This is a genomic window from Paenibacillus roseus (assembly GCF_016424485.1).
GTDB lineage: Bacteria > Bacillota > Bacilli > Paenibacillales > Paenibacillaceae > Paenibacillus_D > Paenibacillus_D roseus.
On sequence record NZ_JAELUP010000113.1, the window covers coordinates 53615 to 67038 of the forward strand.

9 protein-coding genes are annotated in these 13424 nt (G+C 51.8%); 5 read left to right on the forward strand and 4 right to left on the reverse strand.

Features of this window, described 5'->3' with window-relative positions:
• Positions 1–215 precede the first annotated feature (215 nt).
• Entirely contained in the window at positions 216–4433 is a 4218-nt protein-coding gene (locus JFN88_RS22595) for a choice-of-anchor I family protein (protein WP_199021616.1), read from the reverse strand.
• Between the two features lie 241 nt (positions 4434–4674).
• Between JFN88_RS22595 and JFN88_RS22600 the strand changes: the two genes are divergently transcribed.
• The gene (locus JFN88_RS22600; protein WP_199021617.1) at positions 4675–4815 is read left to right on the forward strand and encodes a hypothetical protein; all 141 of its coding nucleotides are present in this window, start codon (positions 4675–4677) and stop codon (positions 4813–4815) included.
• Here JFN88_RS22600 and JFN88_RS22605 read toward each other — a convergent pair.
• Both JFN88_RS22605 and JFN88_RS22610 read right to left on the reverse strand, forming a co-directional pair.
• Positions 4812–7049: a UvrD-helicase domain-containing protein gene (locus tag JFN88_RS22605; RefSeq protein ID WP_199021653.1), complete on the reverse strand. Its 2238-nt coding sequence runs from the start codon at positions 7047–7049 to the stop codon at positions 4812–4814. The genes JFN88_RS22600 and JFN88_RS22605 overlap by 4 nt on opposite strands.
• 163 nt (positions 7050–7212) lie before the next feature.
• Complete coding sequence (locus tag JFN88_RS22610) at positions 7213–8304, reverse strand: branched-chain amino acid aminotransferase (RefSeq protein WP_199021618.1); 1092 nt, start codon at positions 8302–8304, stop codon at positions 7213–7215.
• Positions 8305–8429: 125 nt separating this feature from the next.
• On the opposite strand from JFN88_RS22610, the gene JFN88_RS22615 reads away from it, so the two are divergent.
• The 3 genes from JFN88_RS22615 (at position 8430) to JFN88_RS22625 (ending at position 11154) form a co-directional block, all read left to right on the forward strand.
• Entirely contained in the window at positions 8430–9320 is an 891-nt protein-coding gene (locus JFN88_RS22615; protein WP_199021619.1) for a LysR family transcriptional regulator, read from the forward strand.
• A 306-nt stretch (positions 9321–9626) separates the two neighbouring features.
• Complete coding sequence (locus JFN88_RS22620) at positions 9627–9950, forward strand: hypothetical protein (RefSeq protein WP_199021620.1); 324 nt, start codon at positions 9627–9629, stop codon at positions 9948–9950.
• A gap of 187 nt (positions 9951–10137) precedes the next feature.
• The gene (locus tag JFN88_RS22625) at positions 10138–11154 is read left to right on the forward strand and encodes a MerR family transcriptional regulator (RefSeq protein WP_199021621.1); all 1017 of its coding nucleotides are present in this window, start codon (positions 10138–10140) and stop codon (positions 11152–11154) included.
• 20 nt (positions 11155–11174) lie between these two features.
• Here JFN88_RS22625 and JFN88_RS22630 read toward each other — a convergent pair whose 3' ends face one another.
• Positions 11175–12464 carry an amidohydrolase gene (locus tag JFN88_RS22630; protein WP_199021622.1) on the reverse strand — a complete coding sequence of 430 codons (1290 nt, stop codon included), beginning with the start codon at positions 12462–12464 and terminating at the stop codon, positions 11175–11177.
• A 234-nt stretch (positions 12465–12698) separates the two neighbouring features.
• Here JFN88_RS22630 and JFN88_RS22635 point away from each other — a divergent pair, with 234 nt between their 5' ends.
• The gene (locus JFN88_RS22635) at positions 12699–13283 is read left to right on the forward strand and encodes an NAD(P)H-dependent oxidoreductase (RefSeq protein ID WP_199021623.1); all 585 of its coding nucleotides are present in this window, start codon (positions 12699–12701) and stop codon (positions 13281–13283) included.
• The last annotated feature ends 141 nt before the right edge of the window (positions 13284–13424 follow it).

Below are 13424 nucleotides of genomic sequence, written 5' to 3' on the forward strand. Positions count from 1 at the left end.
CCGATTCCCCCTTAACTCCCATGAAATGAAGGAATCGGGCTTTAACAGGGATCGGAAGAATCCTCTGCCACGCAGCGTTCCCCCTCGCTAGTGGTCAAGCACTGATTTTGGTTTTGAGCCCTTATAAATGGCTTATATTTTAAAAGAGCCTCCGGCGTGCTATTCCACCGGAGGCCTATCCATGCGATCTATTCAACAACTAATGCAAGAACATATTATGATTTTACCAGCTGCATGATCAATGCCAGCATTTTCGCTGCCTCTTCCCGGGTAGCATAGTCCTTCGGGGAAAAGCTGCTGTCGCCTGCTGCATCCTGGCTCTTGCCGGCTACAATACCGGCTTGCTGCATTGCAGCGACCGCGTCCTTGGCATAGTCAGAGATAGCCGATTGATCCGCAAAGACTGCAGCCGGACTATGCTTCGGAAGCTCCACCTTCATCGCATCAGCAAATCGCTGCAGCATTGCAGCGAGCTGCTCGCGGGTAATCGGAGCATTCGGGTCGAATTTGCCGCCCGCCGCCCCGTTTACAATGCCTTGAGAAGCTGCCCATTGCACGGCATTGGCGTAGTAAGCGTTGCTGCTCACATCGGAGAAGCCGACTCCGCCTTGTTCAGCAGTTTTGTCAATCCCGCCGATCCGTGAGAGAATCAGCGTAAAATCCGCTCTGGATATGTTCGCTTTAGGCGCAAACTGGTCGCCGCCCACCCCTTCAATAATCTGTCTGGACGACAGATAGGTAATGAATGGAGAAGCAAAACTTGATCCTGTGTCCACAAAACTTTTCTTGTTATACCCGATCACAAAGTGGGAGGCATAATTCACGACGAAACTGACATTTTCGCCTGATTCATTAAAATGTCCGTTGCGAACCAGCTCCAGCTCGCCTTTGCTGTCCCGAGCATAAATAACGATTGCTTGCGGGTCTTCATTGGTCAAAAGGCTGTAAGGAATGCCGACCTGGACAAGTCCCCCGCCAAAAGCGGTGAATGGCTTGCCGTCTTTCGTCACCGTCAACTCGTACACAGGGCGGTCGCTTGCCGCTCTTGAATCTGCCGGCGTGTTCGCTCCCGAAGCTTCCCCGGCGAGTTTGCCAGCTGCTGACTTGCGGATCGCCAGTGCTACCTGCTTTGTATCTGTACCTGCTGCAATAGAAGCCAAGGCCGCCTTGTCAAAGGATAGAGTCCCGATATCGGTGTTTACGTCTACTCTCGCCACACCCTCTGACACCAGCTTATCGAGAGATGCTTTCGGCAGACGTACGACTGCCCCGGTAGTCCCTGCTTCGGACTTGAGTGTAATTGTCAGCACTGCGGTCCCGCCCTTCGGCGTTGCTGCTATCAATGTCTTAAGTGCTGCGTCCAGTCCGTCAGCCGTTAGATCCGCTACCGCTTCCCCGGTTTCACCCTTGGTGGCATTCACTGACAGAGAAGCTGTGGCCAATGATCCTTCCGTCTTCACCGTGGCCGTTCCGCTTTCACCTGCTGTATCGGTTCCTCCCGTCGCATTGCCGCTTGCGCCTCCTGGATTGGAAGGATAATAGGGCACTTGACCGGACACTGTGACTTTGCTTTCGGCAATGCCATATCCATCCTCACTAATCGCCGTAATGACAGCATTGCCCTCCGACACTGGCGTTACAACACCGTTTTCATTCACCTTGGCAACCCTGATGTCCGAAGAGGACCAGATTACAGATTGGCTGCTGCCTTCAATCTGTTCTGATACAGCAGCCGAGAGCTTCTCGGTTGCTCCGCCCGCCTTGAGACTAAGCTCTTTTGTGTCCAGTTCTACCTTGGTTACGTTCATTTGATAGACCGCAACTGTACCGCCCACCTCATGCGCGACAAGCAGCAACGGCAATCCTGTCGGACTCGCTGTCGCTGGAATGAATTCCAGCCCTTCAGGACCGGTGTCCGTATCCAGTCCTTTATTAAATTCACGCGTGTTCGTATAGTTGGCAAAACGTGCCTGGCTCGGGTCTGTCACATCATAGAACATGACGCCGCCAATGCGCTCAAGCCCGGTGAACGCAAAATATTTGCTGCCGACCTTGCCAACCTTGATATCCTCCGGCTCCGGCCCTTTCTTCGTGCTGCGATGGTCCTTGGTCACATTGTCATTGCTGACGTTGAAGTAATCCGGGAGGCGCTCTGCGGTAATCCGCTCAAAATCATTGCTGCTATCGAATACCTGCTGCATGGTCTTGCTGTCCCAAATAGAGAACGAACGACCGCCATACAGGTAGATCCCGTCATTTCCCATGTCGCTGGCTGCATCCAGCTTGTCATATTTGTCTGTATTGGCCAAAAATCTCGCCGCAGCCGATTCCGGATTCAGCTTGCTCTTAAGCGCTCCGACAGTGCTGCCGTTCTTCCGGTTTGGCCAGTCTGTAGCGTCGCCTTCATTGGCAGTGAAGATGTACGTCGTCCCGTCAATCGTCTTGGAAGCCAAACCATCCGGCATATACATGCCGAAGAACGGTGCGTTTTCCAGCTCAATCGCATTGTTGCGGGCCATGTCCAGGCTGTTCTGAGGCAAGCTCAAATCTTTGTATCCCAGACCTTTGACCGACAGCACCTTGCGCTGTGCAATATCGATGGTAGCGACAGCATTATTCTCCTGCAGGGAGACATATGCCAGTTTGCCATCCTCGGAGATCGTAATGTATTCCGGTTCCAGATCGAATAGCGCGTCAGCTTTTGTCCCTTTGCCGGTAATCAGTCCTGTACCGTCTACAACGCCGCGGATATGCACCAGATCGTCAATGACATCCGGATTGTCGAATTTCACGTGCTTGACTGAATGATCTTTGGTATCGACGATGGTTATGCTTCCTTCCGGGTCCGCTACGCCTGCACCGCCGCGCGGCTCCGCTTCATCCGCTGTCAGAATGTAACGCCCGTCCGAGGTTGAAGTAATCATATCCGGTTGAACGCCCGCCTCATACGTGCGGATCAGCTTGCCAGCGTAATCCAGAATTAGAATTTTACCGTTCTTGTTCGGATCGGCATGCTGCACAGAAACGGCTATGCGTTTGGCCAGCGTATTGACATCTACGCTGGTGAGGTCCCCATAGACAAACGCCGGATCGTTTTCCTCTGCAATTGCTTTGACATTGACAGTCCCTGACTTCGCCAAATTCCCGCTTGAATTCAGTGGAATGATATCCAGGCTTGGCGGGTTGGTCGACCCGTTTACGAGATACAGGCTGCCGTTATCCTTGTTATACTTGACGATCTCCGCCACGCCGCCATCCTTGTTCGTCACCCCTACCTTATATTGAGCGACTTTGGTGACACTGAACAAATCCTTCACCAGCTCTGTCTCTGGCTGCACGGGGCGAATGACCAGCGCAAACTCTTGCTGCTTCGTCTCTGCGGGGACAGCGCTGTCCGTAACCGTGACAGTTACCGTACTTGAACGTTCTGAACTCGGTGTACCGGAAATAATTCCTGTATTCGCATCTATGCTCAATCCCTCAGGCAGACCTGTTGCGCTGAACTTATAGGCCGGTTTGCCCCCTTGAACCGTAATCTGTGCTTGATAGGGCTTGCCAGCGTAGCCGTCAGCAAGGGCTGACGTAACAATGCTCAGCTGCTCCGTCAACTCGCCGCCGTCCCTCCATGCTCCGTCCGTGCTGCTGCGGGGCTTGTACAAGGCCAGATTGTCGCTTGTAATGTCAAAGTATTCCACCTGTTGAAAGTCCATCTTGTTATTGTCGGTGTCTTTCATATCAATACGACGGATCGCTTTCTTCTTGGACGTTCCTTCTGCGGAGCCTGTCGGGTAAGCCGTCTCAAAACCATCAATATCGCTGTCCTTGTCATTGCTTGCGGTCCCGATCATATCGACGTAGCCCTCAGGTTTCTGTGCAAACGGATTTTTCAGCTCGCCCGGGAGCAGTTCCGTGTTGTTCAACAGCACAACCTTCATGCCTTTGTTATTCAAATAAATATCCCAATTTTGATCTGCTTTCCCAGTGAGATCTAGATTCAGCCTCTGCGCTGCTCCCGGAACATTTGTCGCCTTCCCCAGGACAAGGAAGGAGGAACGTGCAGCAATGGTGCCGGTCAGGTCTAGTTTTTTCCAGTCTGTGGTTGGACCGTTCTTGGCATTCGAGCCTCGATCGGCATATTGAAGAGACCAGCCTTGCAAGTCGATTGCCTGATCTGCCGGATTGTATAATTCAATAAAGCCATGGGATATCCGAATTTCAGAATCGCCTTCCAGCCCTCCGCCGTAAACCTGATTGATGATGATATGCGGAACCGTTGCATCGTAGTGACCATTCGTATCATACGGTGTTCCGGCCACTGTAAGATTTGCCCCATAAACCAGTGACGCCGGACCAACAGTTGCGAGCAGGCTGGACGCGGTAATTTGACCGGCCAAGAGGATCGCCGTTATTGCTTTGAGCTTCTTTTTTCCCATATCGCTCAGGTTCACTCCCATTCATTAGTAATGTCTCAACTAAGAATTATAAAAGAGAAGTATTATCCCAAGCACATAGTAAAATTAAGACAGTGTAAATGCTTTCGTGATTCGTGAACATTTGCTATTTTGAATTTATATTATTTGATAAAATGGAGAGGCGTTGCAGTCGAAGGATTGCAAGCTACAGACGACGCTATGGGAAATCCGATTGACGGACTAATGAAAGCAGGGGAATGAAATGATCATGTTTTATGTTTTATTCGCAATTATTGTGCTGGGCATTGTCAGTGTGGATGTCCATCTGCGGGCGATCCGCAAAAGCAACGAGGAAATCGTGGAGCTGCTCAGGGCGCAGAGCAAATCCCGGGAATCTCACTAAACCGGGACCTCTCTGCTGCCCTTCGCCATCGGCGCTTGACACAATGGACATTCCTTCGCCTCCAGAGCGTGTTCAACTTCACTTATTCTTGTCCAGGCCTTGCACGGTTTGCCCGTACAGAACCAGGCGGGTACGGCAACCATTGTCTTGCCTCTCTGCACTTCCCCGCTCTCGAACGGAGCCAGCACAAACCGCGATACCGCCGCCTTCCTGCCACGGTACAGGGAAGGCGAACTGATCAGCAGCTCTTCGCGGGCTCGCGTTACGGCTACATAAGCAAGGCGTCGTTCCTCCTCCAGCGCGATTTGCAGCTTCTGCATACCGCTTTCCTTCGTGTAAATATCCTTCATTCGGTCGGCCTCCAGCGCCGAGCTGTGCGGCAGGCTCCCTTCGCAGGCACCAATAAGCAGCACAACAGGGAACTCTAGCCCCTTCGCGCGGTGAATTGTCATCAGGGCGATCCGGTCCCCCTGCTCCTGGCTTTTGCCCGCAGCATCTGTGCTGCTTTTCAGCTTCACCTGATCGATAAAGGCTAGCAGCTCTGAAATCGTTCCGAAGCGCTTCGCGGACGTCTCCAGTTCATCCAGCAGTTCCTTTTGCAGTTCCTTGTGCTGGGTCATCTTGTGATTTTCGTTCGCTTCAATATAGGCGTCATAGAACTGCCTGCGTATGTATGCAATGGCCTGCTCAGGCTTCATGATCTTGAGCGAGCGGATCAGCGCAAGCCGCTCCTTGATTTTCTCCCGCTGGAAATCCCGCAAGCCCGGCAGCGACCTCAGATAGATGAGCGGCCCCTTCTTCGGTCGAATCTGATCATGGGCGCGTATATGCGCCATCGCTCGTTCCCTGTTCAGGTAAAGGGACGGCATAATACTCTCCATGGCCTGAAAATTCCGCCGATCCTGTGACAAGCGCAAGTAGTCAACGATCGGCTTCACCAGTCCGTGGTCATAAAGCAATATGCCATCCCCATATTCAATGTGCGGAATATCCTGGAGCATCAGTTGCTCCAGCATGGCTCGGCTGTTGCTGGCAGCGCGGTATAGAATGGCAAAGTCCCCATAAGAGCGCCTTCCATCGTCTACCTCCCGCTTGATATAACCGACGATATGCTGGGCTTCCTCATCCGAAGTAGCCGGACGAATATACTGCGGTTGCCCCGTTCCCTGACGGGTGGCTTGCAGCGTTTTTGTGCGTCTTCTCACGTTATGACGGATAATTTCATTGCCTAGCCCGACAATGACCGCGGTCGAACGGTAATTAATATCCAGGGTCACGACCGCCGCGTCGGGATACAACTGTTCGAATTCCAAGAGAAATTCGCTCTTGGCTCCGTTAAACGAGTAGATCGTCTGGTCATCATCGCCGACGACCATCAGATTGCGCCGCGGCGCTGCCAGCATCCGGACCAGTTCATACTGAAGCTCATTCGTATCCTGAAACTCGTCCACCATCACATAGTGGAATCTGTCTTGCAAGGACCTCAGCAGCCCGGGATCATCCTTAAGCATACGGTGAGCAACCAGCAATACATCGTCAAAATCCATTTGCCCGTTATCCTGTTTCCACTGCTCATAACGGAGCAAAATCTGTTTCATATCCTTCTCGCCTGCCGTATTCCCCGGCATAGCGGCAACAGTCAGCATATTCAGCTTATAAGAAGAAAGCAAGGAAAGCAGCGTCTCAGGCTGGTAGGGTCCCTGAATGCCAAGCTCCCGCATGATTTGCTTGAGCACTATATGCTGGCGTTGTGTACTGCTGAAAATATCCTGTTCCACCCCTTGGCGGCGAATCAACTGCAGGAAGAAGGAATGAAATGTTCGGGCGTACAACTGGGCAGTCTCGCGCCCGGTCATCCCCGGCAGCGCAGCAATTCGCTCGCGCATCTCCGCCGCAGCCTTGCTGGAGAAGGTCAGCAGCAGCATGCGGCCAGGAGGAATACGCCGGACAGAAAGCATATACCCTGTCCGGCAGACCAGCATCGTCGTCTTGCCTGCCCCCGCCCCGGCCAATGTCAGCAGCGGTCCGTCGCCATGCCGCACCGCTTGAAGCTGAGGCTCATTCAGCTCAATGCCAATTCGCTCCAGACTGCGGAAGTAGCCTGAATCCGGCGCGTCTTCACCGACCAGTTGTCTGGTGGTGGCAAGCGAAGCCAACTTGGCCTCCGGAATATCCTTCTTCGCCGCCCCGGCTGGAGTCGGAGAGGTTGTTATCAATAAAGTCACTTCACTCATCATTCATCACCTTTCCCTGCATCGGCTGCAGATACTCCCGAATTGCCCCCGCCCAGCACGCCAGAGTCGTTATCCTTCCTGCTTCTGAGCGAATCAACGCAAGAAGCCCCGCCTGTAACCGGGCGGGGCCGTCTATCGAGTTCATTCATACTTCGGGTTAACATCAGGAAGTTGCGGATACAGTCCCTTTCAACTCCAGCACCCAGCCGAACGGATCAGCCAGCTCGCCGCGCTGTATGCCGGTCAGTTCATTATACAGTCTGGCGGACAGCTCGCCTGTGCGGCCTTCCCCGATAATAATTTTGCGATTCTCCCAGTTCAGCTCCCCTACAGGGGAAATAACCGCAGCCGTTCCTGTACCGAATGCTTCCACAAGACGGCCTTGCTCCTGCGCCTCGAACAGCTCTTCAATGGAAAGGCGTCTTTGCTCGACCTCCACGCCCCAGCTTCCGAGCATCTGGATAACGGAATCTCTCGTAATCCCTGCAAGGATGCTGCCGTTCAGCTCTGGAGTCACCACCTTGTCGCCAATACGGAAGAAGACGTTCATGCTGCCAACCTCTTCAATATATTTGCGGTGCACGCCATCAAGCCACAACACTTGCGAGTAACCCTGTTCCGAAGCTTTCTCCTGAGCCTTCAGTCCGGCCGCATAGTTGCCCGCTGTCTTCGCCTGGCCTACACCGCCTGCAACCGCACGCACATACTCCGACTCCACATGAATGCGAACAGGATGAATACCTTCCGCATAGTAGGAGCCAACAGGAGACATGATGATCATGAATTTGTACTGACGGGACGGCGCAACCCCGAGCAACGGCTCGGTAGCGAATACATAAGGACGGATGTACAGGGAAGTTCCTTCCTCGCGCGGAATCCAGTCCTGATCGACCAGCACAAGTTGTCTAAGCGCCTCAAGGGCCAGCTCTTCGTCTACATCTGGAATGCTCATGCGCTCGTTGGAGCGGTTCAGACGCTTCAAATTCTGCTGAGGACGGAACAGCAGAATGCGGCCATCCGCGGTGCGGTACGCCTTCAAGCCTTCAAAGATTGTCTGTCCGTAATGGAATACCTTCGCCGCCGGGTCCATCATAATCGGCTGGTAAGGAAGAATTTGCGGGCTGTGCCAGCCTTTATCCGCGTCGTAGTCCATCATGAACATATGATCGGTAAAGCAACTGCCGAAGCCAATTTTACTAACATCCGGCTTGGGCCGTTTAGTCGTCGCAAGCTCGACTGATATTCTATGTGTCATTTGTCGCAACATTCCCCTATCGATAGATTTGTTAGTTGAATGATATCAATTCTTTTCGTATATTGAAAATATCTGTTTTATAGATCTATTATACCTTAAAGGTATGATGGATGGGGAGGAAATTCATGGACCTGCGTCAGCTTCGCTATTTTCTAGCCATCGCCCAGGAGGGGCAAGTCACGGCAGCGGCCAAGCTGCTGAATATGGAACAGCCGCCGCTCAGCCGCCAGCTCAAGATGATCGAGGATGAACTCGGCGTAACGTTGTTCGACCGCAGCGGCAGGCGCCTCAAGCTAACCCCTGCCGGTGAACTGCTCCGTCAGCGGGCCGAACGGCTGCTCCAGCAATATAATGAAACGATTAAAGAAGTCCAGGAGTTGGATGAAGGCGTGCAGGGCGTTCTATCAATCGGAGCGGTTGTGTCCTGTGTGTCTTTGCTTCCCCCCGCCATTAAGAAATTCAGGGAGAACTACCCGCAAGTTATGTTCAAAATTCATGAAGGAGATCACTTCCTGCTAGGCGATCAGCTTGAGAAGCGCAATATAGAGCTAGTCGTAGCTCGCCTGCCTTTTGAGGCTAACTTTGACACTCAGCACTATTCCATACTGCCGCTCCCTTCCGACCCCTTCGTGGCTATCGTTCCCTCCCATTGGGAGCAGTATGCCGGGGAAACGTTCATCACGCCGGAAGAACTGGCACGCCATCCCTTCCTGACATTGAAGACCGATCAGACAACAGGCATGCATGAGCGGGTCATGAGCGAATTCCGGTCTCATGGCGTTCTCCCCTCCATTATCTGCGAATGTTCCAGTGTAGTCATCATTATTGCTTTGGTAGCTTCCGGCCTCGGCGCAACCATACTGCCCAAATCGGTCATGGCCTCATCGCTGTTCAATAACGTGCGAATGCTGGATATGGAGCAGGCAAATTTTCAGTCCGATGTCGGCATTGTGTGGCTCAAGGAGCGCTACCTGTCGCGCAGCGCACGGAATTTTATCGATAGTTTCACCGAGTAGTTCGAAAAGAATGCAACTTTTCCATGCTGAATCGCATGAAACAATAACATCATGACCCACACAAAATGCATGAAACGTGTAATTTAATGATGGAGGATGCCGTGATGTTAAAAAACAAAATGAGTCTACTTGTCATTCTTTATTTGTTCTTCGTCACTATTGTTGGTCGCCTGGTATTTATTTTCCCCAACGCTAAATTTCTAAATATGTTGAATGTAAATAACTTTTATATCATTTTCTGTGTATTGGCTATCTTATTTATGTTATTGATTTTTGCTGTTTTAAAAGTAGAAAAGACAAAAAAAAATGCTCATTACGATTATATTAACATCAATACTATTAATACCAGTCGGTCTTATCTATTATGTTAATCTTCCAAAATTCACTTATGAAGAAGCTGCAAATAAAGTTAAAGATTACGAAGCTCAATCAGGAAAATCTGTCCAATTGCATCTGCCAACACACAGAGAGGATAAACTGGGACTAGGGGAAAAATCTTTCTTTAAAACTACCAATCATACGTATTACATTTATTTAAAAGTTGAAAATGATACTGTTGTCTACAAATTCAACCCATTAGATGGTTCGTTTGAAAAGCATTCTGGTGACAGAACACTGAATAGTGATTAAATCTTTGCTTGCTTGATCGAACGATCTGGAGCAGAGGCTGCGAGACTCGGGGGTTCAGTTGATATCATCATATTTGAAAATCAAACAATTAAACAGTTTTTGGCTATGGTTTAACAGCTAAACTGAATAAGACTTTACCTGTACGCCGCGTAAAGGTTTACACTGGCAGAAGGGGGGGGGATTAGAGATGAAGATCAGAGAGGCGGCGCGCAAACTGGGGATATCTGTAAGAGCCATCCGCTACTATGAGGAAAGAGAACTGCTGACTCCGGTCAAGGAGCGGCAGAGCGGCTACCGCGTGTTCTCGGGCGAGGACATCTGGAGGCTGCAAACCATTATCGCATTGCGGGAGACTGGCATGAACACGCCGGATATTAAGCAGGCACTGGAGAATACGGCAACGGGCTCTCCGGACGGCCTGCGTCGCTACCTGGAGCTGCACCGGTCAGTCATCATCAAGGAGTGGCTGGAGCTAAGACAGATGATCGATACAACGGAACATATGCTGTCGCAGCTAGCAAAACAGCAAACCGTCCCTGTAGAGCAACTGTTCGAGCTGGCGATACGATCCCGCGCCTTGCAGCAGCAACGGCGGAGCTGGGAGGACCGCTGGAATTACGACCAGCTTGCCCCGAATCATGATCAGACGGTTGAGCGCAGCGAAGGCGTCTACAGCGATTATGAACAGGCAATGGATTGTATCTTGTCGCATCTCTCGCCACAGCCCGGCGAAGCCGGACTCGATCTCGGAACCGGGACAGGCAATCTCGCCGGAAAGCTGCTGGCTCGGGGCGCCATCATGTGCGGGGTCGACCAGTCACAAGCTATGCTTACGCAGGCGCAGCAGAAATATCCGCAGCTGGAGACTAGAATCGGCAACATGCTCGCGATCCCGTTCGTGGAAGGGAAATTCGATTTTGCAGCGTCCAGCTTTGCCTTCCGTCATTTAACGCCGGAGCAGCAGCTTCTCGCCCTGCAGGAGATCCACCGCGTGCTGAGGCCCGGGGGCCGAATATGTATCGCGGACTTGATGTTTACAAGCCAGGAGGCGCAGCGGCAATACGGCGGGATGCTGCAGGAAGGAAGCAGCCATGCCGTCCTGCTGCCGCATCTGACCGATTGGCTCAAGGAGGTCGGTTATGAGGTGCAGACCAGGCGGATCAATGATCTGCTGCACATTGTGCACGCCGTGCAACAAGTGTGAGCCTGCCCGGTCCGACGCGCTTATATCCCCTCTGTAATCCGCTTTGCACGGGCAGACACCTGCTTGAACAATTCCTCTTCTTCAATTGTGAGCAATTGTCTGCCGCGCATCAGAACTTTGCCGTTTACAATGGTCGTGTCCACATCTGCCCCATTCGCGCTATAAGCCAAAAGCGATTCGAGGTTGTGAGCAGGCTGCAGATGCGGCTTTTTCAAATCGATCAGTATCAAGTCCGCTTTTTTCCCGACTTCCAGCGTTCCGATCACATCCCGGAGGTTCAGTAATTTCGCGCTTTCCCGGGTAGCCATCTGCAGCGCCTGCAAAGCTGGCAGCCGGGTCGGATCGCCATAATCGAGCTTTTGCAGCCAGGTCGCCGCTTTGATTTCCTCGAACATGTCCACTGTCGTGGCACTGCCCGCCCCATCTGTTCCTAATCCGACAGTGATGCCTTGCTCCATCATGCCCAGCACCGGAGCAATTCCGCAGCCGAGCTTCAGGTTGCTGACCGGATTATGGGAAACTCCGCCCTTCATCCCCTTTAGCAGGCCGATATCTTTGCGAGTCAAATGTACGCTGTGAGCAAGCAAGACATGTGTCCGCTCGAAGAGGCCGAGGTTATACAGATATTCCGCCGGAGTCTGATTATATCTCTCCCTGATTGTGACCACTTCTTCTTTCGTCTCGGCCAAATGCGTATGAACCGGCAGGTTCAGCTTTTCCGCCAATGCAATGACTTCCTTGAATGGCTCTGGCGGGCAGGTGTACGGTGAATGCGGCCCCAACATCGTCGTGATCCGCCCCTCCGCTTGTCCGTTCCAGCGGGCAACCAAATCCAGCGCCTCGTTCATCCGACGGCCGCCATCATCCTCCAGAAATACCATACCGCGAGTTAAGGATGCGCGCATGCCAACCTCTTCGACCGCGCATGCCACTTCGTTCATATGGATGTACATATCCGCAAATGCGGTCGTACCGGATCGGATCATTTCCGCCATGGAGAGCTTCGCACCCCAATAAATATCCTCGGGGGTCATCCTTGCTTCCGCCGGGAGCACTTTCTTATCCAGCCAATCCATCAGCTTGAGGTCATCCGAGAAGGCTCTCAGCAAGCTCATCGCCGTATGCTGATGGGCATTGACAAATCCCGGTGCAGCGACCATGTCTGTGCCTTGAATGATTTCATCTGCGTCCGCATCCGGAATATCCGGGCGAATATCGGCAATCCGGTCGTCTTCAATTAATATATCTCCCCTGAACGGCGCTTCACTATTCATAGTTAAAACAGTTGTGTCTTTGATTAAAATCTTCATTTCATGTCCCTCCAAATCCTTGTCCTGCCATCAGGATAAACGTTGACGCCGCGTAAAGGTCAAGACGAAGCGCCAAAATGAGGGAGCATCCAAATTTCAAAGTATGCAGAGGAGCATTCTTAATGATTTGTTGCAAGACATGTGATATCTTATTCATAACAATGAAAGAATAACAACTATGGCTATCTTAACTTCAAGGGATAGCGTTCATTAAAAATCGATGGAGGCGTTCGAATGAATCATCTAATTGTGTACGCACACTCTGAGGAAGGCAGCTTCAACAATGCCATACTGGATACCGTAGTCAAGGCTTTGGAAGCCAAAGGTCACGATGTGCATGTCCGCGACCTTTACAAGCTGGGCTTTGACCCGATCTTCTCCAAGGCGGACTCAGCCGCACTGCGGGCAGGGAATCCTCCGGCAGATATTAAAACCGAGCAAGAGTACTTGGCTCAGGCAGATTTTATCACGTTCATCTATCCGATCTGGTGGACGGGACTGCCCGCGATTATTAAAGGCTATGTGGACCGCACTTTCTCCTATGGTTTTGCTTACCAGTATAATCAGGAAGGCGGCATTGACAAGCTATTTGCAGGTAAAAAGGGAGCGATCATCAACACTCACGGCACGCCAAGTGAAATATACGACGCTATCGGGATGACAGCCGCTTTGAAGCAAACGTCCGGCAACGGAATTTATGAATTTTGCGGGATTGAGGTGGCAGAGCATCTCCTGTTCGGCGGGATTCCCGCTTCCACTACTGCTGAGGAGCGCAGCGAAATCCTCAATCAGATTGAGAAACGCTTCAGCTCGTTTTAAACCTGTACAAGACAAACAAGCCGCGGTATCCGCGGCTTGTTTGCTTTTTCATGCCTGACTTTCCCTCTGTATCTAGAATTATCGGGAACCGTTGCTGTGGGGTCCGCCGTCAGCTCGCAATAAAACCCCACTCGCGCTGCC

Excerpts from the sequence above, each read along its gene's own strand:
- JFN88_RS22595 (WP_199021616.1), bottom strand. The coding sequence starts at position 4,433 with ATGGGAAAAAAGAAGCTCAAAGCAATAACGGCGATCCTCTTGGCCGGT.
- JFN88_RS22600 (WP_199021617.1), top strand. The coding sequence starts at position 4,675 with ATGATCATGTTTTATGTTTTATTCGCAATTATTGTGCTGGGCATTGTC.
- JFN88_RS22605 (WP_199021653.1), bottom strand. The coding sequence starts at position 7,049 with ATGAGTGAAGTGACTTTATTGATAACAACCTCTCCGACTCCAGCCGGG.
- JFN88_RS22610 (WP_199021618.1), bottom strand. The coding sequence starts at position 8,304 with ATGACACATAGAATATCAGTCGAGCTTGCGACGACTAAACGGCCCAAG.
- JFN88_RS22615 (WP_199021619.1), top strand. The coding sequence starts at position 8,430 with ATGGACCTGCGTCAGCTTCGCTATTTTCTAGCCATCGCCCAGGAGGGG.
- JFN88_RS22620 (WP_199021620.1), top strand. The coding sequence starts at position 9,627 with ATGCTCATTACGATTATATTAACATCAATACTATTAATACCAGTCGGT.
- JFN88_RS22625 (WP_199021621.1), top strand. The coding sequence starts at position 10,138 with ATGAAGATCAGAGAGGCGGCGCGCAAACTGGGGATATCTGTAAGAGCC.
- JFN88_RS22630 (WP_199021622.1), bottom strand. The coding sequence starts at position 12,464 with ATGAAGATTTTAATCAAAGACACAACTGTTTTAACTATGAATAGTGAA.
- JFN88_RS22635 (WP_199021623.1), top strand. The coding sequence starts at position 12,699 with ATGAATCATCTAATTGTGTACGCACACTCTGAGGAAGGCAGCTTCAAC.